The sequence below is a fragment of the Pseudomonas sp. W5-36 genome (assembly GCF_046540455.1).
In the GTDB taxonomy this organism is placed as follows: domain Bacteria; phylum Pseudomonadota; class Gammaproteobacteria; order Pseudomonadales; family Pseudomonadaceae; genus Aquipseudomonas; species Aquipseudomonas graminis_B.
The window spans coordinates 107,844-127,962 of the sequence record NZ_JAXCIQ010000008.1 but is presented as its reverse complement, the minus strand read 5'-3'; the positions used below and the strand labels follow the sequence as shown (position 1 = coordinate 127,962).

Genomic DNA, 20,119 nt, shown 5'->3' with positions numbered 1-20,119 from the left:
TCCCTCATTCCGTATCGACACGGCCATCACAACTCGATGCGTTCCACCTTGCCCACCAACAGGATGTAGGACAACGCCCCGAGCAACGCGAGAACGGCGATGTAGGTGATCGCCGGCGCAAAGGAATCACCCGACGCCAGGAAACCGATCACGATCGGGGTGGCGATTGCCGCCAGGTTGCCGATCAGGTTGAACGTGCCGCCGGTCAGCCCCAACAGTCGCGCCGGGGCGAGGGTCGAGACCAGCGACCAGGTGATCGACGCCAGGCCGTTGCCGAAAAACGCCAGTGCGAGGAAGGCGATCACCAGCGGGGTCGAGTCGACGTAGTTGGCGCCGATGACCGAGGTGGAGATCAGCAGGCCGGCGATGATCGGCGTTTTGCGCGCGAAGCCCACGGTGTGACCGCGACGGATCAGCCAGTCGGAGAAGAATCCCGAGCAGAGCACGCCGACGAACGCTGCGAGAAACGGCAGCGACGCCAGCAGGCCGGACTTGATGAAGTCCATGCCGCGGTATTTGACCAGGTAGGTCGGGAACCAGGTGAGGAAGAACCACAGCGTCGAGTTCAGGCAGAACTGGCCCAGGTAGATGCCCCACAGCTTGCGCTTGGTCAGCACGATGCCGAGGTCCTGCCAGCTAAAACCGCTTTTGCGTTTCGAGGCATCGGTCTGCATGTCGACCAGACCGCCGCCGTCCTTGATCAGGTCGATCTCACCCTGGTTGATGCCTTTGAAGTCACGCGGTTCGCGATAGACCATGTACCAGATGGCCGCCCAGAGCACGCCGACGCCACCGGTGGCCACGAACACCATGTGCCAGCCGTAGCGGGTCTGCAGCCACGCGAGCACAGGGGTGAGGAATGCCAGGCCGACGAATTGGCCGGAGGTGTAAAAGCCTACGGCGGTGGCGCGTTCTTTCTCCGGGAACCAGGCAGTGACAACCCGGCTGTTGATCGGATAGGCCGGGGCCTCCAGCGCGCCGACGGCCATGCGCAGGACGAACAAGCCGATGAAGCTGCCGACAAAGCCGAGGAAGATGGTCGCGATGGACCACAGCGCCAGCGCGACGGTGTAAAGGATGCGCGGCGGGACGCGATCCACCAGCCAGCCGCCGGGCAGTTGCATGGCGGCGTAGGTCCAGCCGAACGCGGAAAAGATCAGCCCGACGTGCACCGGATCGATGCCCAGCTCGCTGGTCAGTGCGGGCGCGGCGATGGACAGGTTGCTGCGGTCGAGGTAGTTGATCACCACGGTGATGAACAGCAGCACCATGATGAAAAAGCGTTTGCGGGTCGGCGTGGCGGCGGTCGCCCGCGCCTGGGTTGCGGTCTGTGTGCGCAAGGGAAGTGCCTCTTTTTATGGTTATCTGAGGTCTGGAGTTATGTGTTTCGTGTGTGGACGAGTAGCGAAAAGCTTCGCGAGCAAGGTGGAGCGCCACCCCGGTCACTCCCACAGGATGGTCAGCGCCCTCGATATCAGGGACATGCGCAGTTCCTGTGGGCGCGAGCTTAGTCGCGAATGGGTTTGACGCCGAATCGACGTCAAACTCGCAGGTCAATCACCACTCGGCAAAGCTGCCGTCCGCATGGCGCCAGATCGGGTTGCGCCAGCGGTGGCCGATGGCGGCGCGTTCCTTGACGTACTCTTCGTTGATCTCAATGCCCAGGCCCGGCCCGTTCGGGATCTTCACCATGCCCTTGTCGTAGTCGAAGACTTCGGGGTTCTTGATGTAGTCGAGCAGGTCGTTGCTTTCGTTGTAGTGAATCCCCAGGCTCTGCTCCTGAATGAACGCGTTGTAGCAAACGGCGTCCAGTTGCAGGCACGCCGCCAGCGCGATCGGGCCCAGCGGGCAATGCAGCGCCAGCGCCACGTCATAGGCTTCGGCCATGTTGGCGATCTTGCGGGTTTCGGTGATGCCGCCCGCGTGGGAAGCATCCGGCTGGATGATGTCGACATAGCCTTCGCTTAACACGCGCTTGAAATCCCAGCGGGAGAACAAACGCTCGCCCAGGGCAATCGGCGTGCTGGTCAACGGCGCCAGTTCCTTCAGCGCTTCGTAGTTCTCGCTGAGCACCGGCTCTTCGATGAACATCAGCTTGTACGGGTCCAGCTCTTTCATCAGCACCTTGGCCATCGGCTTGTGCACACGACCGTGGAAGTCGACGCCGATGCCGACGTTGGGGCCCACGGCATCGCGCACGGCGGCGACGTTGGCCAGGGCCAGATCAACCTTGTCGAAGGTGTCGAGGAACTGCAGCTCCTCGGTGCCGTTCATTTTCACCGCAGTGAAGCCACGCTCCACCGCTTCTTTTGCCGCGCGTGCGGTGTCCGCCGGACGGTCGCCGCCGATCCACGAATACACCCGAATCTTGTCGCGCACCTGGCCGCCAAGCAGGTCGCTGACCGACACGCCCAGGGCCTTGCCCTTGATGTCCCACAGCGCCTGATCGATGCCCGCCAGCGCGCTCATGTGGATGGCGCCGCCCCGGTAGAAGCCGCCGCGATACAGCACGGTCCAGATGTCTTCGATGTTGCGGGGGTCTCTGCCGATCAAATAGTCGGACAGTTCCTCAACCGCTGCAGCCACGGTGTGGGCGCGGCCCTCGACCACAGGCTCCCCCCAACCGGTGACGCCCTGGTCGGTTTCGACTTTCAGGAAGCACCAGCGCGGCGGAACGATGTACGTCGTGAGTTTGGTGATTTTCATGTCTTGTCTCTCTTATTCAAAAACACATGCTCGATGGCTCAACGAGCGGGTGGGTCACTGGTTGTTTGCTGGCTTGTGCTGGTTCCAGGCGTCCACGTAGGCCTTGGCGCTCTTGGCAACGTCCTCGGCGCTCATGCCCGGCTTGAACAGCCCCGAACCCAGGCCGAAACCGGAAACACCGGCATCGAGGAACACTTTCATGTTGTCCGGGGTGATGCCACCGACCGGAATCAGCGCCGTGCCGGCCGGCAACACCGCCAGCCAGGCCTTGACCACCGCCGGGCCCATTTGCTCGGCAGGGAACATCTTCAGCACGTCGGCGCCTTCGGCCAGCGCGGCGAAGGCTTCGGTCGGCGTCGCCACGCCCGGAGACAGGAACAGGCCTTCGGCTTTTGCCGCGCGCAGCACCTTCGGATCGCTGTGGGGCATGACGATGACCTGGCCGCCGGCTTCCTTGACCTGGCGCACTTGCTCCGGCGTCAGCACCGTGCCCGCCCCGATCAGGCAATCGGCGGGCAGGCTCTGACGCAGCAAGCGGATGCTGTCGTACGGCTGCGGGGAATTGAGCGGCACTTCGATGACGCGGAAACCGGCGGTGTACAGGACATCACCGATGGCCGGCGCTTCTTCGGGGCGCAGGCCGCGCAGAATTGCGACCAGACCGTTTTGCACGAGGGCTTGCTTGAGCATGTCAGTTCTCTACATGAAGGGGCCGGGCAGCGGCCGAAGAGGAGGATTGAATCAGACCGGCCTGCACCGCCACCTGCCAAAGGCCACGCTCGGTGGCCTGCTCGGCCAGGGTCACTTGGGGGAAACCGTTGGCATCGAGGGCGCGCTGATAGCGTGCGATCAGGGCGTCGCTGCCGATCAGGATCACGGCGGGCAAGTGCGCGTCGGTCTGGCGCAGCAGCTGCGCCAGCGCGACGATTTCATGGCCGATCAACAGGCCAGAGAGGTAATCGGATTGAGCGGTGCCGGACAGCACGCCGGTCAAGCCGAGGGTGCGGCAACTGAAGATGGTCGACAGCGGACCTGCCGCACCGTTGGCCGACCGCGACACCGCCACGCCTCGGTCAAACGCTTCGGCGTCGAAGGTGTCGCTGCGCTGCATCGTGCGGCCAAGAATGGTGTGGCTGGACAGCGCGGCGTAGACCTCGCCGGTCATGAAGGTATCGAAATGCTCAATCCGGCCGTCCACCGCCCTCACCCACTTCGAGTGGCTGCCGGGCAGGCCGATCAACAGGGGCTTTGCGGTTTCGCTGGCGGGCAGCGAGTCAAGAATGCCCAGGACCTGGGTCTCTTCGCCGCGCATCACATTGGGCAGCTCGGAGCGCTGCAGGATGCCGGGAATGATGTGAACGTCGACGCCGCGCACGCTGCGCACCGTGACCAACGCAGAGCTAAGCGCTGCGACGCTGGCGGGCGTCTGCTGATAGACCGCCTCGCGCCAGCCCTGAGCACTGCCGACCATCCCGCAGGCGATCACCGGCAGCGTCGGTTCGGCGTCGAGCCAGTCGCCGCAGGCTTCGTCGAAAGCGAGTTCGAATCCGTCGGAAACCTGCTGCCCGCCAATAAAGCGAGGCGTCGATGGCAGCTGCATGATGCCCGCGCTGAGCGAACGTTGTTCCAGTACCCGGCCGTGTTCGCCGAGTCGATACGCGCGAAGGGAGGTCGTCCCCCAATCGAGCGCGATCAATTGCGCCTGCATGGCTTCACCTGATTGTTATTAATGAGTGAATGCGGGGCGGACTATAAACCGGTTGCGCCGCAAATCTCAATATATAACGATCGATCCCACATATAGGGATTCGCCCTGCTTGAGTGGTCAGATCTTGATGAATGCCTGTTCCGAATGAGGTTGCGGTTCGGGCATACTGCTGCCCGCTGGCAAAACTTTCACGAAACCAGTGTTAGCTTCCGCCTCCAGCCTGCAGTGCGCCACCTTCTGTTTTTCACACTGCTTGCGCCACTCATCAGCCCCAGCGCCGAAGGTGGTAACTTTCCTGCTCGCCCAGCCTTACGTTCTCTGCCCTGCACGCCTGCCGGCGCCTGTTCGCGTGCCCGCGCGCTTAACTCATCTGAAACAAGGACCCTCAAGATGAAGCGATTCCTCGTGCTCGACAGCCTGCGCGGTCTCTGCGCCCTGACGCTGATTGTTCATCACTCGCACATCGAGCGAAGCATCACGGAGTTGTCGTTTTTCCGTAACGCCAGTCAGTTCGCCGGCCTGTTCTTCGCCCTGAGCGGGTTTCTGATTTACCGGCGCTACGTCGGCACGCTGAACACCCCGCGGCAGTTGGGCGACTTCATGATTGCCCGCGCCGGGCGGGTCATGCCGCTGCATATCGCGGTGCTGGTGTTCTTTACCGGTTTCGAGTGTTTGAAACTGGTGCTGGAGCGCTATGGGCTGCTGTTGAATTTCCCGGCGTTCAGCGGTGACCGCGCGCCAGGGGAAATTCTTCCAAACCTTTTGCTGATTCAAGCCTGGTGGCCGGGCTTCAATGCGCTGTCGTTCAACTACCCGTCGTGGTGGGTCAGCGTCGCGTTTTACCTGTGGCTGATCTTCGGGTTGGTCTGCTACGCGCTGCCGGGGATGGCGCGGACGATTTTCACGCTGCTGGGGGGGTTGGCGTTTGTCGGGTTGTTCACGGATTCCGACCTGCTGACGCGCTATGTGTTGTGGGGCGCGGCCTGTTTCTTTGCGGGCACGGTGACGTATCGGCTGTACGCGAGGCTGCGGAATTTCGCGCCGGGGGTGGTGCTGGGCAGCGTGCTTGAGGTGGGGGTTTTGGCGACTATCGGCTGGCTGATGGTGGACGGCCAAGCCCCGATGACGATTGAGCTGGCGCTGCTGTTTTGCCTGGCGATTCTGGTGTTCGCCTGGGAGGCTGGTGCGGTGTCGCGGCTGTTGCAGGTGCGGGTGTTTCCGGCGCTGGGCCGGTTGTGGCTGTCGATTTACCTGACCCATGCGGCGGTGATTTTCGTCGCCGCGACGGGATTGACGGTGGCGGCGAAGTTCGGCGGTTATCCGCTGTTGGTGGACAAACCGGGGGAGATTCCGGGGTCGCTGGTGCGGTATCTGAGTACGGGCAGTGCGCTGAACGACAACCTGTTGATGTTGCTGGTGGTGGTGGCGGTTGTGGTGGTTTCGATGTTGGCTCATCGCTTCATCGAGGTGCCGGGTATGCGGTTTGCTACAGTCTTGAGATCAGGATCAAGATCAAGGGCGTCGGCCTAACGGCCTCGGGTTTCGCCTTCGGCGAGTTACTTGGAAAGGCACCCCAAGTAACCAAGGGTGCTTGCTCTCGGTTGGGCCCGACTTCGTGCGGTTCCCTCACTCCGACGACGCTCCGTGGGACCGGAGTGAGGGGATTCCGACGAAGGAGGAACCAAACCAGGAGCAAGCACCCTTGGTTACTTGGGGATGGTGCGACTTTCGACTTTTCCAAGTAACTCGCCGAAGGCGAAACGTCTGCCCTTAGGCAGACGCGCTTGATCCTGGCGTACTAACTCACGCCGCAGATCCGGGGACAGATTAATTTACGGTGAAGCTATGTAAATAAATCAGTCCCCTACGAACAGTGATTACCGTTCCAGCAGAATCCGCAACATCCGACGCAACGGCTCCGCCGCGCCCCACAACAACTGGTCGCCCACGGTGAACGCGCCCAGATACTGCGAACCCATATTCAACTTACGCAAACGCCCCACCGGAATATTCAACGTCCCGGTCACCGACGTCGGGCTCAGCTCCTGAATGCTCGCTTCGCGATTATTCGGCACCAGCTTCACCCAGGGATTGTGCTGACTGATCATCCCCTCGATGTCAGCGATTGGCACATCCTTGTTCAGCTTGATGGTCAGCGCCTGACTGTGGCAACGCATCGCACCGATGCGCACGCAAATACCATCGACCGGAATCGGGCTCTTGAAACGACCCAGAATCTTGTTCGTCTCCGCCTGCCCTTTCCACTCCTCGCGGCTCTGACCGTTCGGCAGCTCCTTGTCGATCCACGGGATCAGACTGCCCGCCAGCGGCACCCCGAAATTCTCGGTCGGGAAACCCTCGCCGCGCATCGCGTCAGCCACTTTGCGATCGATGTCCAGAATCGCGCTGGCAGGGTTCGCCAGCTCATCGACCACCGACGCATTGATCGCACCCATCTGCTTGATCAACTCACGCATGTTCTGCGCACCGGCGCCGGAAGCGGCCTGATACGTCATGACGTTCATCCACTCCACCAGACCGGCCTCGAACAGCCCGCCCAGGCCCATCAGCATCAGGCTGACGGTGCAATTGCCACCGATATAATTCTTGGTGCCGGCATCCAGCTGCTGGTCGATGACTTTGCGGTTGACCGGATCAAGGATGATCACCGCATCGTCCTGCATGCGCAGGGACGACGCCGCGTCGATCCAGTAACCCTGCCAGCCCGCTTCGCGCAGCTTGGGAAAGACTTCGTTGGTGTAGTCGCCGCCCTGGCAGGTCAGCACCACGTCCAGGGTCTTGAGCTCGTCGATGCTGTAGGCATCTTTCAGCGGCGCGACGTCCTTGCCCACCGACGGGCCTTGGCCGCCGACGTTGGAGGTGGTGAAAAAAACCGGCTCAATGAGATCGAAATCCTGCTCTTCCAGCATGCGCTGCATGAGCACGGAACCGACCATCCCGCGCCAACCGACCAGACCTACACGTTTCATCGCAACTACACCTTAATTAAAAGTGGGGCCCCGACCGCAGAGAGCCACTGGGCTCAACCTGACAGTCGTGGGCCCGAGATATTACAGATTGCGCAGCGCGGCGACTACGGCGTCGCCCATTTCCTGCGTACCGATCCGGGCATTGCCTTCGGACCAGATATCGCCGGTGCGCAGGCCCTGATCCAGCACCAGGCTCACGGCTTTCTCGATGGCGTCGGCAGCGGTGTGCTCGTTGAAGCTGTAACGCAGCATCATCGACACCGACAGAATTGTCGCCAGCGGGTTGGCCACGCCTTTGCCGGCGATGTCCGGGGCCGAACCGTGGCAAGGCTCGTACATGCCCTTGTTGTTCGAATCCAGCGACGCCGACGGCAGCATGCCGATGGAACCGGTGAGCATCGACGCTTCGTCGGAGAGGATGTCGCCGAACATGTTGTCGGTGACGATCACGTCGAACTGCTTCGGTGCGCGGACCAGCTGCATGGCAGCGTTGTCGACGTACATGTGGCTGAGTTCGACGTCCGGGTAATCTTTGGCCACCTGTTCGACGATTTCACGCCACAACTGGCTGGACGCAAGCACATTGGCCTTGTCCACCGAGCAGAGCTTCTTGCCGCGCACACGGGCCATGTCGAAGCCGACGCGGGCGATGCGGCGGATCTCGCTTTCGCTGTAGGGCAACGTATCGTAGGACTGACGCTCGCCGTTTTCCAGCTCGCGGGTGCCACGCGGGGCGCCGAAGTAGATACCGCCGGTCAACTCACGGACGATGAGGATGTCCAGGCCGGCGACGATTTCAGGCTTCAGACTGGACGCATCGGCCAGTTGCGGATACAGAATCGCCGGACGCAGGTTGGCGAACAGGCCCAGTTGCGAGCGGATCTTCAGCAGGCCGCGCTCCGGACGGATGTCGCGGTCGATGGCGTCCCATTTCGGGCCGCCCACGGCGCCGAGCAGCACGGCATCAACGGCGCGAGCGCGCTCGAGGGTTTCATCTGCCAGTGGTACGCCGTGTTTGTCGATGGCCGCGCCGCCGATAACGTCGTGGCTCAGTTCGAAACCCAGCTGATATTTCTCGCTGGCCAGTTCCAGCACCTTGACCGCCTCGGCCATGATTTCCGGGCCGATGCCATCACCTGGGAGAATCAGAATCTGCTTGCTCATAAAACCCTCGTTTCAGAATACGTGTCGAGCCGGTGATCGATGCCGACTCGGGAGCGGCAAGCTCCAAGCGGTGAGCTGCAAGAATCAGCATTCACACCGCGGTCAGCTTGAAGCTTGAAGCTAATAACTGCCCCTCAGCGAAACAACCACGGCTGCGAAGCGCGATGCTTGCTCTCGAACGCGGCAATCGCCTCGCCGTCCATCAGGGTCAGGCCGATATCGTCCAGGCCGTTGAGCAGGCAGTGCTTGCGGAAGGCGTCGATTTCAAAGTGGTAGACCTTGCCATCTTCACGGGTCACGGTCTGGGCTTGCAGGTCCACGTTCAACTGGTAGCCCGGCGTCGCCTCGACCACTTTGAACAGCTCATCGACTTCGCTTTCGCTCAAGATGATCGGCAGCAGGCCGTTCTTGAAGCTGTTGTTGAAGAAGATGTCCGCGTAGCTCGGCGCGATGATGCTACGAAAACCGTACTCTTCCAGCGCCCATGGGGCGTGTTCACGGCTCGAGCCGCAGCCAAAGTTTTCCCGGGCCAGCAAGACGCTCGCGCCCTGGTAACGCTCGGCGTTGAGCACGAAATCCGGGTTGAGCGGACGCTTGCTGTTGTCCTGATACGGCTGACCCACGTCAAGGTAGCGCCACTCGTCAAACAGGTTCGGGCCAAAGCCGGTCCGGCGGATCGACTTCAGGAACTGCTTGGGGATGATCTGATCGGTGTCGACGTTGGCGCGATCCAGCGGAGCGACCAGACCGGTGTGTTGGGTAAAAGGCTTCATACGGGGCTCCTTATGCCTGGCTCATGGTGCGAACGTCGACGAAACGGCCGCTGACCGCAGCCGCTGCTGCCATCGCCGGACTGACCAGGTGAGTACGCCCACCGGCGCCCTGACGGCCTTCGAAGTTACGGTTGGAGGTCGACGCGCAGTGCTCGCCGCTCTCCAGGCGGTCCGGGTTCATCGCCAGGCACATCGAGCAGCCCGGCTCACGCCATTCGAAACCGGCTTCGATGAAGACCTTGTCCAGCCCTTCCCGCTCGGCCTGTTCTTTCACCAGACCCGAGCCTGGCACGACGATCGCCTGCTTGATGGTCGACGCCACTTTGCGGCCTTTGGCGATGTCCGCTGCGGCGCGCAGGTCCTCGATCCGCGAGTTGGTGCACGAACCGATGAACACGCGATCCAGCTGAATGTCGGTGATCGCCTGATTGGCTTTCAGGCCCATGTACTTCAAGGCGCGCTCGATCGAGCCACGCTTGACCAGATCGGCTTCCTGCGCCGGATCGGGCACATGCTGATCCACGGCCACGACCATTTCCGGCGACGTACCCCAGCTGACTTGCGGCTTGATTTGGGTCGCGTCGAGCTCAACCACGGTGTCGAACACCGCGTCGTCGTCGGACACCAGGTCTTTCCAGGCCTCGACGGCTGCGTCCCACTGCTCGGCAGTCGGTGCGAAAGGACGACCCTTCACGTAGGCAATGGTCTTGTCATCGGTCGCCACCAGCCCGACACGGGCGCCGGCTTCGATGGACATGTTGCAGATGGTCATGCGGCCTTCGACGGACAGGTCGCGAATGGCGCTGCCGGCGAATTCGATGGCATGGCCGTTGCCGCCGGCGGTGCCGATCTTGCCGATGATGGCCAGGACGATGTCCTTGGCCGTGACGCCGAACGGCAGCTTGCCTTCGACCTTCACTTGCATGTTCTTCATTTTCTTCGCGACCAAACACTGAGTCGCGAGGACGTGCTCGACCTCGGAAGTGCCGATGCCGTGGGCCAGCGCGCCGAATGCGCCGTGGGTGGACGTGTGCGAGTCGCCGCAGACCACGGTCATGCCCGGCAAGGTCGCGCCCTGCTCCGGACCGATCACGTGAACGATGCCCTGACGGATGTCGTTCATCTTGAATTCGGTGATGCCGTACTCGTCGCAGTTGTCATCCAGGGTCTTGACCTGCAAGCGCGACACTTGATCGACGATGGCGTCGACGCCGTCCTTGCGGTCGGGGGTGGTCGGCACGTTATGGTCGACGGTGGCGACGTTGGCGTCGATGCGCCATGGTGAGCGTCCGGCCAGGCGCAAGCCTTCGAAAGCCTGAGGCGACGTCACTTCGTGAATGATGTGACGGTCGATGTAGAGCAGCGCAGAGCCATCGTCGCGCTGCTTGACCAAATGCGAATCCCAGAGCTTGTCGTAGAGCGTTTTGCCGGCCATCAGACGGTTCCTCATCAGCGTATTTCTATGCCCCGGCCGCCGATGTCGAGATGACACCGTAAAGACCCTTGGCTTGTGGGGGTGATGCTATGGAATATGCTTAAATAACTCAAATTCATATTTTTCATGCTTTGCATAACCAACAGGAATCCGAGATGGATCTGGCTAATCTCAATGCCTTCATTGCCATCGCCGAGATGGGCAGCTTCTCGGCCGCTGGCGAGCGCCTGCACCTGACTCAGCCGGCGGTCAGCAAGCGCATCGCCGGTCTGGAGCAGCAACTGGACGTGCGGCTTTTTGATCGGCTGGGCCGTGAGGTCAGCCTGACCGAAGCCGGACGCGCCCTGCTCCCCCGCGCTTATCAGATCCTCAATGTGCTGGACGACACCCGTCGCGCGCTGACCAACCTGACCGGCGAGGTCACCGGGCGTCTGACCCTGGCGACCAGTCACCACATCGGTTTGCACCGGTTGCCTACGCTATTAAGGGCGTTTACCAAGACCTACCCGGACGTCGCGCTGGACATTCAGTTTCTCGATTCGGAAGTGGCCTACGAAGAAATCCTCCACGGCCGTGCGGAGCTGGCGGTGATCACCTTGGCACCCGAGCCCCACGCGCTGGTGAAAGCCGTCAAGGTCTGGGACGACCCGCTGGATTTCGTCGCCGCGCCCGAGCACCCGCTGGCGACCCGGAAAAACGTCAGCCTGGCCGACCTCGCCCGCTACCCGGCGGTGTTTCCGGGCGAGAACACCTTCACCCACCACATCGTCAGCGAGCTCTGTGAGTCGCAGGGGCTGAAGCCGAATATCGCCATGAGCACCAACTATATGGAGACGATCAAGATGATGGTGTCCATCGGACTGGCCTGGAGCGTGCTGCCACGGACCATGCTCGACGAGCAAGTCACCCCCATCCCGTTGCCGGGTGTCCAGTTACGGCGGCAGTTGGGGTATATCGTCCACACCGAACGCACGCTGTCTAACGCGGCGCGGGCGTTCATGGCGCTGCTGGATGCGCAAGCTGCAGGGCTGGAGCAATCGCCCGCGCGCTGAGCGCGCACAAAAAAGGCGCCCCGCAGGGCGCCTTCTCACGCTGACTCTGGATCAGTGAGTCAGGGTTTTCCGGGCATTGATCTGGATGCGTTTTGGCTTGGCCTCTTCAGGCACCAGACGCAGCAGGTCAATGTTCAACAGGCCATTGGCCAAAGCAGCGTTCTTGACCTCAATGTGGTCAGCCAGGCGGAACGACAGCTTGAAGGCACGCTGGGCAATGCCCTGGTGCAGGAAGGTCACGCCTTCCGCCGTATTCTCGCGCTTGTTGCCGGTGACGGTCAGTACGCCCTTCTCGACTTGCAGCTCCAGGTCTTCCTCCTGGAAACCCGCTGCCGCGATGACAATGCGGTATTGGTCATCAGCGTGTTTCTCGACGTTGTAGGGAGGGTAGCTGCTGGCCGACTCGTTGCGCGCCGCCGACTCGAACAGGTCATTGAAGCGGTCAAAGCCAACGGAGTGACGGAACAGTGGAGCCAGGGAAAATGCAGTAGTCATCTGAAAATCTCCTGATAAATCAGCAAGTGGTTATCGCCGCGACCCGACTTCGGCATCGCGTAATCCCAAAATAGGGACGGTCATTTGCGTTTCAAGAGTCGTGCAAAAAAATTTTCAGGCGGCTTCCGGCACGCTCACACCGAGCATCTGGCTGATCCGCTCGCAGTCGGTTTCGCGGCGCAGGGCATCGAACAGGACGGTCGCTTCGGGGTAGCTTTTGGTGAGCAGGACCACCCACTGCTTGAGGCGGCCCGGCGCTTGAACGCGGGTCATCTTGGCCATGGCCTGCAACCAGAAATCCCGCAGCAGGGGCTGCAATTCGGCCCAAGTCATGGGGATGACCTCACGCCCGGCTTGCGCCGCGGCGATCTGCCGGCCCAGGTCCGGACGCGCCACCAGACCGCGACCGATCATGATGTCGCGGGCGCCACAGATCTCCCGGCAGCGGCGCCAGTCGTCGACGGTCCAGATCTCGCCGTTGGCGATGATCGGAATCTTCACCACGTCCTGAATCTTGCTAATCCACTCCCAGTGCGCCGGCGGCTTGTAGCCGTCGACCTTGGTGCGGGCGTGGACGACGATGTGCTCCGCGCCGCCCGCTTCCAGGGCCCGGGCGCAATCCAGCGCCGGTTCGGTGCTGTCGTAGCCCAGGCGCATCTTGGCGGTGACCGGAATGTGCGCAGGCACGGCGCGGCGTACGTGACTGAGGATGGTGTGCAGCAGCTCCGGCTCCTTGAGCAACACCGCCCCGCCTCGGGATTTGTTGACGGTCTTGGCGGGGCAGCCAAAATTCAGGTCGATAACCGGCGCCCCCAGTTCGGCCGCGAAGGCTGCGTTCTCGGCCAGACATACCGGGTCCGACCCCAGTAGCTGCACACGCAAGGGCACGCCGGCGCGGGTCTTCGAGCCCTGCAACAGCTCGGACGCGAGCTTGTGGAAGTAATGCTCCGGCAACACGCGCTCGGTCACCCGGATGAATTCGGTCACGCACCAGTCGATGCCGCCGACTTGCGTCAGCACGTCACGCAGGATGTCGTCGACCAGGCCTTCCATGGGTGCCAGGGCAATTTGCATGGGGTCACACTCGAAAAAAAGTCCGGCAGTTTACGCAGAGGCCGGCGGATTGGATACGGTTTACGCGCGTCGAGCGTCAGGAGACCGCGCTGTGGAGGCCGGCGGCATAACCGTCGATGAACTCGCTCGGCATGCGCTTGGGTTTACCCGACGACAGTTCGATGCAGACGAAGGTGGTCTGCGCGCGCAGCAAGGTCACGCCATCACTGGGCCGCTTGAGCTGGAAGCGCCGGGTCATTTTCAGGCGTTGATCCCAGTCGACGATCCAGGTCGCCAGTTGCAGTTCGTCATCCTGATAGGCGCTGGCCAGGTAGTCGATCTCATGCCGCACCACGGCCATGGCCCGGTCGAGTCGACGGTACTCGCTCAGGTCCAGGCCCAGTTGCTGGGAATGCCGCCATGCGCAGCGTTCGAGCCAGGTGACATACACCGCGTTGTTGGCGTGACCCAGGCCGTCGATATCCTCCTCGCCCACCTGCAGATCGATGACGAACGGCGTTGCCAGATCCCAGACCATTTCTTGATGCCCTATCAAATTCATCACCCGGGCAGTGTAACTAAAAGCATCGGACAAGAAATGGTCCAGCCGGGGACAGATTAATTTACGGTGAAGCGTTGTAAATAAATCAGTCCCCTCAGCCCAAAATTGAGGGTGCCCACGCTGGCCTCTTCCCGGCTGAAGCCAGTCCTACAATGGCATCACAGCACCGCGGACTTCGCCGCCCGGAGCACGCGATCTGACAGTTCACCGGGCCCCAGGGCTCGGGCGAGGGCCAGGCCGCCGACCATCAATGCGATATCGGCCAGGGTCTTGTCGGACTCTTCAGGGCTGGCAGCGAGCTGCGCCACCATCAGTTCGACGTGTTCCGCCAGGGCGTTGCGAAAATCCTCGGACAGACGCGCCATCTCCCCGATCGCTGTCGGCAACGGGCACGCGTGCTCTTCGGCGTCGCGGTGCCTGCGCGACAGGTAGAACGCGGCCAGCAGCGCGCGACGCTCCTCACCCGGCAATTGACCGTCGATGCTGGCGACCATCTCACGGCGCTCGGCCAGCAACTGGCTGAACGCTTCAAGCATCAGCGCTTCCTTGCTGTCGAAATGCGCGTAGAAGCCGCCTACCGTCAGCCCGGCTGCGCCCATGATCTCGTTGACGCTGGGCTCGATCGGGCCCCGCGCGATCAACGCGGTGCTGGCAGCAGTGAGAATGCGTTCGCGGGTCTGTGCTTTTTTATCGTTCATGACCGCCTCCGGGATGATGGCGATAATATTATCCTCATCATGTGCGTTGGCAAGGACGACACCGGTGCTTGGGATGAACGATGGGCAGATGAACGACGAGAGAGGCAAAGAAAGATAGGGTCAGGAACCAAACCCCGGAAAAACAAAAGGGCCATTCAATAATCGAATGACCCTTGGTCTCGCAGAGCGAGAAATCGTGGCGTCCCCTAGGGGACTCGAACCCCTGTTACCGCCGTGAAAGGGCGGTGTCCTAGGCCACTAGACGAAGGGGACGCAAAACCTTCGAGCAGATTCGCCGATGACAACTGACGAACCCTGGCAGAAATTGGTGGAGCTAAGCGGGATCGAACCGCTGACCTCCTGCATGCCATGCAGGCGCTCTCCCAGCTGAGCTATAGCCCCGGATTTACGCCTCTCGGCGGAGATCAGCTCTAAAGCCTCACTCGGTAAAACTGGCGTCCCCTAGGGGACTCGAACCCCTGTTACCGCCGTGAAAGGGCGGTGTCCTAGGCCACTAGACGAAGGGGACGTAACCCTTGCGTACCGCCTCGGTGCTGGTTCCGGAGCGGGACAAACTTCAAGGCAGTAACGCAAACCTTGAAGCTTCTAATTTGGTGGAGCTTAGCGGGATCGAACCGCTGACCTCCTGCATGCCATGCAGGCGCTCTCCCAGCTGAGCTAAAGCCCCACAATACACTTACGTAGAACGCCGCGTTACCGCGTATTTCTGCGTTGCCGTGTGGACGGGGCGCATATTAAGTGCGACCCACAAAGCTGTCAAACTCTTTTTCAAACAATTCCAAAAGAATTTTCCGGGATAACAATCACTTACCGCCTCCCGGAAAACCGGCCCACGCCGGCCAACGGGCCATCGCTCAATGGCCCTGGCTAGTTCAGGTGGTCACTCAGCCGATGGCGCCGAGCAGCTTCTCCCATTCTTTGTTCTCTTTCTTCGACACCCCGCCCAGCATGTCCAGCGCCTGGCGCAGACGGAAACGGGTCAGGTCCGGGCCCAGAATCTCCATGGCGTCGGTGACCGATACCGAATTCGCCTGACCGGTGATGGCGGCGAACATGAGTGGCATGGCGTCCCGCAGCTTCAGTTCCAGGTGCTCGACCACTGCCTGAATGCAACCGGTGATCTTGTCCTTCTCCCACTGACGCAGGGACTCCAGCTTCCACAGGATCAGCTGAATGACCTGACGCACCTGTTCCGGCGACAGCTTCTTGTGTTCGAACAGCTTCGCGTCCGGCGTCACGCCACCGGCGAAGAAGAAACCGCCCAGCGGTGCGATCTGGCTGAACGTCTCGACGCGGCCCTGAACGTGGGGGGCGATCTTCATCATGTAGTCGCTGTTGAACGCCCACTTCTGCACGCGGGTGGCGAACTCTTCCACCGGCAGTTCACGCAGCCATTGGCCGTTGAGCCACGACAGCTTCTCGATGTCGAAAATCGGCCCGCCCAGGGACACGCGGGTCAGATCGAAGTGTTCGACCATTTCGTCCAGCGAGAACTTTTCGCGCTCGTCGGGCATCGACCAGCCCATGCGACCGAGGTAGTTGAGCATCGCTTCCGGCATGAAGCCCATGCGCTCGTAGAACGTCACCGAGGTCGGATTCTTGCGCTTGGAGAGTTTGCTCTTGTCCGGGTTACGCAGCAGCGGCATGTAGCACAGCGCCGGCTTTTCCCAGCCGAAGTACTCGTAGAGCAGGATCAGCTTCGGTGCCGACGGCAGCCACTCTTCGCCGCGCAGCACATGGGTGATGCCCATCAGGTGGTCGTCGACGACGTTGGCGAGGAAGTAGGTCGGCAGGCCGTCGGTCTTCATCAGGACCTGCATGTCCATGCGGTCCCACGGGATTTCGACTTCGCCACGCAGGAGGTCCGGCACTACGCAGACGCCTTCGCTCGGCACCTTCATGCGGATCACATGGGGTTCGCCGGCGGCCAGGCGGCGCTCGACTTCTTCTTTCGACAGCAGCAGCGCGCGGCCGTCGTAGCGCGGGGTTTCGCCCCGGGCGGTCTGCTCGGCGCGCATCTGGTCCAGCTCTTCAGCGGTGCAGAAGCACGGGAAGGCATGACCGGCGTCGACCAGTTCCTGCACGTACTTCTTGTAGATGTCGCCGCGCTCGCTCTGGCGATACGGGCCATGGGGACCGCCGACGTCGGGGCCTTCGCTCCACTCGATGCCGAGCCAGCGCAGGGCGTCGAAAATCTGTTGTTCGGACTCGCGGGTCGAGCGCAGTTGATCGGTGTCTTCAATGCGCAGGATGAATTCGCCGCCATGCTGTTTGGCGAAGCAATAGTTGAACAGCGCGATGTAGGCCGTGCCAACGTGGGGGTCGCCGGTGGGCGATGGCGCGATGCGGGTGCGAACGGTGGTCATGGAAAATCCCGAATAGGTCGAACAAGCCGCGAATGTTAACAGGCGCGGCCTGCGCGGCTCCAGCGCGGACGCTTGATGGAGCGCAGAATCGTGGTAATGGCAGGACAGGCGGCCCCGCCCTCGCCGCACGGCACGCGTCGCCACGGGTGTTGCAACGAATGCCGCGCCATCAGTGGCGGTCATGATCGCGACGATGGCTAGGTGCCAGACCGCCAACCCTGATAAATTTGCGTACATTCCAATAATCCAGAACGCCCATGCCCGCCCAACTCAAGCGCCGCCTGTTCATCTTCTTCGTGGTGGTCCTGCTGATCGCCCTCGCCTTCTTCGCCCAGTGGTACCTGAAAGGACGCTTTCACGAGTCCACCGACAACGCCTATGTACAGGGTGAAATCACCCGGGTGTCCAGCCAGCTCGGCGCGCGGATCAACGAGCTGTTGGTGCAGGACAACCAGCGCGTGGAAAAAGGCCAGTTGCTGGTGCGGCTTGAGCCGGATGATTTCCGCCTGGCCATCGACCGGGCCCAGGCGACCCTGGCAACCCGCGAAGCGGAGCGCCTGCAAGCGCAGAGCCGTTTGACCCAGCAGTCGAGCCTGATCGCCGCCAGTGATGCGCAGGTGCAAGCGAATCAGGCGACCCTGGGGCGCACGCAACTGGACCTGGCGCGACTGCAAAAGCTGCGCACCCCGGGCTTCGTCTCGGAAGCCCAGGTGACCACCATGACCGCCGACAGCAACGTCGCCCGCTCCCAGGTCACCAAGGCCCAGGCCGATGCCCAGAGTCAGCGCCAGCAGGTCAACGCGCTGAACGCCGAGATCAAGCGCCTCGACGCGCAGATCGCCACCGCCCGTGCCGACCTGGCCCAGGCGCAGATCAATGTGCAGCGCACCGAGATCCACTCGCCCCTCAGCGGGCTGGTCGGCCAGCGGGCGGCGCGCAATGGCCAGTTCGTTCAGGCCGGCGCTTATCTGCTGTCGATCGTGCCGGACCAGGACATCTGGGTGCAGGCCAATTTCAAGGAAACCCAGATCGAGCACATGGAGATCGGTCAGGTCGCCCAGCTGACCTTCGACAGCTTTCCCGGCACGCCCATTGAGGGCCGCGTCGACAGCCTGTTTGCCGCCTCCGGTGCGCAGTTCAGCCTGCTGCCGCCGGACAACGCCACCGGCAACTTCACCAAGGTCGTGCAGCGCATCCCGGTCAAGCTGACTTTCGCGCCGGACAACCCGCTGCACGGCAAGATCCGCCCGGGCATGTCGGTGACCGTTTCAGTCGATATCCGGCCGCCGAACGACGCCCGACATGGCCAGTGATGAACTGATCCGCCCGGTCGGCGAACCGACCCGGCGCGACTGGATTGCCGTGATGAGCGTCATGCTTGGCGCGTTCATGGCGGTCCTTGATATCCAGATCACCAACTCGTCGCTCAAGGACATTCAGGGCGCGCTGTCGGCGACACTGGAAGAAGGCTCATGGATTTCCACCTCGTATCTGGTGGCGGAAATCATCATGATCCCGCTGACGGCCTGGTTGGTGCAGTTGCTCTCGGCGCGGCGCCTGGCGGTCTGGGTGTCGGTGGGGTTTCTGCTGTCGTCCCTGCTCTGCTCGATGGCCTGGAGCCTGGAAAGCATGATCGTCTTCCGTGCCCTGCAGGGCTTCACCGGCGGCGCGCTAATCCCGCTGGCGTTCACCCTGACCTTGATCAAACTGCCGGAGCATCACCGGGCCAAAGGTATGGCGCTGTTCGCCATGACCGCCACCTTCGCCCCTTCCATCGGCCCGACCCTGGGCGGCTGGCTGACGGAGAACTTCGGCTGGGAGTACATCTTTTACATCAACATCCCGCCAGGGCTAGTGATGATCGGCGGCCTGCTCTACGGGCTGGAGAAAAAGGCGCCCCACTGGGAATTGCTCAAGAGCACCGACTACGCCGGCATTGTCACCCTGGGGGTCGGGCTGGGCTGCTTGCAGGTGTTTCTTGAAGAGGGGCATCGCAAGGACTGGCTGGAATCGAACCTGATCGTCGGCTTGGGCAGCATTGCACTGGTGAGCCTGATCAGCTTCGTGATCATTCAGTTTTCCAAGGACAAACCGCTGATCAACCTGGGCATTCTCGGCAACCGCAATTTTGGGCTGTCGAGTATTTCCAGCGTGGGCATGGGCGTCGGACTGTATGGCTCGATCTATCTGCTGCCGCTGTACCTGGCGCAGATTCAGGGCTACAACGCCCAGCAGATCGGTGAGGTGATCATGTGGATGGGCGTGCCCCAGCTGTTTCTGATTCCGCTGGTGCCGCAACTGATGAAGGTGATCTCGCCGAAGCTGCTGTGTACGCTGGGGTTTGGCTTGTTCGGGCTGGCGAGCTTTTCGTCCGGCGTGCTCAATCCGGATTTCGCCGGGCCGCAGTTCAATCAGATTCAGCTCGTGCGGGCGCTGGGTCAGCCGCTGATCATGGTGACTATTTCGCTGATCGCCACAGCGTTCATTCAGCCCCAGGACGCGGGGTCGGCGTCGAGCCTGTTCAACATTCTGCGCAACCTGGGCGGCGCCATCGGCATTGCGTTGCTGGCGACGTTGCTGGACGCGCGGACCAAGACCTACTTCGACTATTTGCGCGAGTCGATCTCCCCCGCCAACCCGCAAGTCGCCGAACGCATGGCGATGCTCACCGACCGGTTGGGCAGTGAAACGGCGGCGTTGGGCAAGCTCAGCGAGATCGCCCATCAACAGGCGGCGATCATGGCCTACAACGACGCGTTTCATTTTGTCGGGATTGCGCTGGGGGTGAGCATGCTGGCGGTGCTGTTGACGCGGAAGTTGCCGTCGGGGGTCAAGAGTGGCGCGGCGCATTAAGCCGCCCTGAAACGCCGAGAACGCCTTCGTGAGCAACCTCACTCCCACACGTTCAGCTGCCTGGCCGATATACCAAGTCGAACACAACCCCTGTGGGAACGAGCTTGCTCGCGAAAGCGTCGGCACATCCGCCGCATCTTCATCTGCAATGACAATGCCTTCGTGAGCAAGCTCACTCCCACAAGGTCCAGCGGCGGGGCCGGGATTCCAAGTCAACCCGGATCGTGTGGGAGCGCCACCCCG

At 61.9% G+C, this 20,119-nt stretch carries 17 protein-coding genes and 4 tRNA genes; 4 read left to right on the top strand and 17 right to left on the bottom strand.

All coding sequences use genetic code 11. From position 1 onward, the window contains the following. Window positions 1–26 precede the first annotated feature (26 nt). The 4 genes from SLW74_RS15635 to SLW74_RS15620 form a co-directional block, all read right to left on the bottom strand. Window positions 27–1,340, bottom strand: a complete 1,314-nt coding sequence (locus SLW74_RS15635) for an MFS transporter (protein ID WP_410929428.1) — start codon at window positions 1,338–1,340, stop codon at window positions 27–29. 217 nt (window positions 1,341–1,557) lie between these two features. Then, window positions 1,558–2,706: a galactonate dehydratase gene (dgoD, locus tag SLW74_RS15630; RefSeq protein ID WP_410929427.1), complete on the bottom strand. Its 1,149-nt coding sequence runs from the start codon at window positions 2,704–2,706 to the stop codon at window positions 1,558–1,560. A 54-nt stretch (window positions 2,707–2,760) separates the two neighbouring features. Beyond that, window positions 2,761–3,396: a 2-dehydro-3-deoxy-6-phosphogalactonate aldolase gene (locus SLW74_RS15625; protein WP_065986271.1), complete on the bottom strand. Its 636-nt coding sequence runs from the start codon at window positions 3,394–3,396 to the stop codon at window positions 2,761–2,763. Between the two features lies 1 nt (window position 3,397). Continuing rightward, the gene (locus SLW74_RS15620; protein ID WP_410929426.1) at window positions 3,398–4,414 is read right to left on the bottom strand and encodes a 2-dehydro-3-deoxygalactonokinase; all 1,017 of its coding nucleotides are present in this window, start codon (window positions 4,412–4,414) and stop codon (window positions 3,398–3,400) included. Between the two features lie 390 nt (window positions 4,415–4,804). Here SLW74_RS15620 and SLW74_RS15615 point away from each other — a divergent pair, with 390 nt between their 5' ends. Continuing rightward, on the top strand, window positions 4,805–5,944 hold the full coding sequence (locus SLW74_RS15615) for an acyltransferase family protein (RefSeq protein WP_410929425.1): 1,140 nt from the start codon (window positions 4,805–4,807) through the stop codon (window positions 5,942–5,944). 347 nt (window positions 5,945–6,291) lie between these two features. Here SLW74_RS15615 and asd read toward each other — a convergent pair whose 3' ends face one another. The 4 genes from asd to leuC all read right to left on the bottom strand — a co-directional run bounded on the left by asd (window position 6,292) and on the right by leuC (window position 10,776). After that, window positions 6,292–7,404, bottom strand: coding sequence for an aspartate-semialdehyde dehydrogenase (asd, locus tag SLW74_RS15610; protein ID WP_410929424.1), 1,113 nt, complete (start codon window positions 7,402–7,404; stop codon window positions 6,292–6,294). Between the two features lie 81 nt (window positions 7,405–7,485). Next, complete coding sequence (gene leuB, locus SLW74_RS15605; protein ID WP_296308737.1) at window positions 7,486–8,568, bottom strand: 3-isopropylmalate dehydrogenase; 1,083 nt, start codon at window positions 8,566–8,568, stop codon at window positions 7,486–7,488. Window positions 8,569–8,702: 134 nt separating this feature from the next. After that, window positions 8,703–9,341: a 3-isopropylmalate dehydratase small subunit gene (leuD, locus tag SLW74_RS15600; protein WP_065986057.1), complete on the bottom strand. Its 639-nt coding sequence runs from the start codon at window positions 9,339–9,341 to the stop codon at window positions 8,703–8,705. A gap of 10 nt (window positions 9,342–9,351) precedes the next feature. Beyond that, entirely contained in the window at window positions 9,352–10,776 is a 1,425-nt protein-coding gene (gene leuC, locus SLW74_RS15595; RefSeq protein ID WP_410929423.1) for a 3-isopropylmalate dehydratase large subunit, read from the bottom strand. Window positions 10,777–10,931: 155 nt separating this feature from the next. Between leuC and SLW74_RS15590 the strand changes: the two genes are divergently transcribed. Next, window positions 10,932–11,828, top strand: a complete 897-nt coding sequence (locus SLW74_RS15590; RefSeq protein WP_192134175.1) for a LysR family transcriptional regulator — start codon at window positions 10,932–10,934, stop codon at window positions 11,826–11,828. A gap of 51 nt (window positions 11,829–11,879) precedes the next feature. On the opposite strand, the gene SLW74_RS15585 is transcribed toward SLW74_RS15590, so the two are convergent. The 9 genes from SLW74_RS15585 to gltX form a co-directional block, all read right to left on the bottom strand. Continuing rightward, a complete protein-coding gene (locus SLW74_RS15585; RefSeq protein WP_410929422.1) occupies window positions 11,880–12,323 on the bottom strand; it encodes an Hsp20 family protein in 444 nt (147 codons plus the stop codon). A gap of 114 nt (window positions 12,324–12,437) precedes the next feature. Further along, the gene (locus SLW74_RS15580; protein WP_410929421.1) at window positions 12,438–13,397 is read right to left on the bottom strand and encodes a tRNA dihydrouridine synthase; all 960 of its coding nucleotides are present in this window, start codon (window positions 13,395–13,397) and stop codon (window positions 12,438–12,440) included. A gap of 76 nt (window positions 13,398–13,473) precedes the next feature. Continuing rightward, a complete protein-coding gene (locus SLW74_RS15575) occupies window positions 13,474–13,914 on the bottom strand; it encodes an acyl-CoA thioesterase (protein ID WP_410929455.1) in 441 nt (146 codons plus the stop codon). A gap of 182 nt (window positions 13,915–14,096) precedes the next feature. After that, the gene (locus SLW74_RS15570; RefSeq protein WP_410929420.1) at window positions 14,097–14,636 is read right to left on the bottom strand and encodes a TetR/AcrR family transcriptional regulator; all 540 of its coding nucleotides are present in this window, start codon (window positions 14,634–14,636) and stop codon (window positions 14,097–14,099) included. A gap of 197 nt (window positions 14,637–14,833) precedes the next feature. Next, a tRNA-Glu gene (locus SLW74_RS15565) sits at window positions 14,834–14,909 on the bottom strand. Between the two features lie 53 nt (window positions 14,910–14,962). Beyond that, window positions 14,963–15,038: transfer RNA gene (locus tag SLW74_RS15560), tRNA-Ala, on the bottom strand. Window positions 15,039–15,089: 51 nt separating this feature from the next. Next, a tRNA-Glu gene (locus tag SLW74_RS15555) sits at window positions 15,090–15,165 on the bottom strand. 83 nt (window positions 15,166–15,248) lie between these two features. Continuing rightward, window positions 15,249–15,324: transfer RNA gene (locus tag SLW74_RS15550), tRNA-Ala, on the bottom strand. 217 nt (window positions 15,325–15,541) lie between these two features. After that, window positions 15,542–17,023 carry a glutamate--tRNA ligase gene (gene gltX, locus SLW74_RS15545; RefSeq protein ID WP_410929419.1) on the bottom strand — a complete coding sequence of 494 codons (1,482 nt, stop codon included), beginning with the start codon at window positions 17,021–17,023 and terminating at the stop codon, window positions 15,542–15,544. A 257-nt stretch (window positions 17,024–17,280) separates the two neighbouring features. On the opposite strand from gltX, the gene SLW74_RS15540 reads away from it, so the two are divergent. Together SLW74_RS15540 and SLW74_RS15535 are read left to right on the top strand one after the other, a co-directional pair. After that, window positions 17,281–18,336 carry an HlyD family secretion protein gene (locus SLW74_RS15540; protein WP_410929418.1) on the top strand — a complete coding sequence of 352 codons (1,056 nt, stop codon included), beginning with the start codon at window positions 17,281–17,283 and terminating at the stop codon, window positions 18,334–18,336. 49 nt (window positions 18,337–18,385) lie between these two features. After that, a complete protein-coding gene (locus SLW74_RS15535; RefSeq protein WP_410929454.1) occupies window positions 18,386–19,876 on the top strand; it encodes an MDR family MFS transporter in 1,491 nt (496 codons plus the stop codon). Window positions 19,877–20,119 lie beyond the last annotated feature (243 nt).

What these genes read in the sequence shown, in the direction of transcription:
- gltX (WP_410929419.1), bottom strand. Translation starts at nt 17,023, where the DNA reads ATGACCACCGTTCGCACCCGCATCGCGCCATCGCCCACCGGCGACCCC.
- SLW74_RS15580 (WP_410929421.1), bottom strand. Translation starts at nt 13,397, where the DNA reads ATGCAAATTGCCCTGGCACCCATGGAAGGCCTGGTCGACGACATCCTG.
- asd (WP_410929424.1), bottom strand. Translation starts at nt 7,404, where the DNA reads ATGAAACGTGTAGGTCTGGTCGGTTGGCGCGGGATGGTCGGTTCCGTG.
- SLW74_RS15575 (WP_410929455.1), bottom strand. Translation starts at nt 13,914, where the DNA reads ATGGTCTGGGATCTGGCAACGCCGTTCGTCATCGATCTGCAGGTGGGC.
- SLW74_RS15540 (WP_410929418.1), top strand. Translation starts at nt 17,281, where the DNA reads ATGCCCGCCCAACTCAAGCGCCGCCTGTTCATCTTCTTCGTGGTGGTC.
- SLW74_RS15590 (WP_192134175.1), top strand. Translation starts at nt 10,932, where the DNA reads ATGGATCTGGCTAATCTCAATGCCTTCATTGCCATCGCCGAGATGGGC.
- SLW74_RS15570 (WP_410929420.1), bottom strand. Translation starts at nt 14,636, where the DNA reads ATGAACGATAAAAAAGCACAGACCCGCGAACGCATTCTCACTGCTGCC.
- SLW74_RS15620 (WP_410929426.1), bottom strand. Translation starts at nt 4,414, where the DNA reads ATGCAGGCGCAATTGATCGCGCTCGATTGGGGGACGACCTCCCTTCGC.
- SLW74_RS15625 (WP_065986271.1), bottom strand. Translation starts at nt 3,396, where the DNA reads ATGCTCAAGCAAGCCCTCGTGCAAAACGGTCTGGTCGCAATTCTGCGC.
- dgoD (WP_410929427.1), bottom strand. Translation starts at nt 2,706, where the DNA reads ATGAAAATCACCAAACTCACGACGTACATCGTTCCGCCGCGCTGGTGC.
- SLW74_RS15585 (WP_410929422.1), bottom strand. Translation starts at nt 12,323, where the DNA reads ATGACTACTGCATTTTCCCTGGCTCCACTGTTCCGTCACTCCGTTGGC.
- leuB (WP_296308737.1), bottom strand. Translation starts at nt 8,568, where the DNA reads ATGAGCAAGCAGATTCTGATTCTCCCAGGTGATGGCATCGGCCCGGAA.
- leuC (WP_410929423.1), bottom strand. Translation starts at nt 10,776, where the DNA reads ATGGCCGGCAAAACGCTCTACGACAAGCTCTGGGATTCGCATTTGGTC.
- SLW74_RS15615 (WP_410929425.1), top strand. Translation starts at nt 4,805, where the DNA reads ATGAAGCGATTCCTCGTGCTCGACAGCCTGCGCGGTCTCTGCGCCCTG.
- leuD (WP_065986057.1), bottom strand. Translation starts at nt 9,341, where the DNA reads ATGAAGCCTTTTACCCAACACACCGGTCTGGTCGCTCCGCTGGATCGC.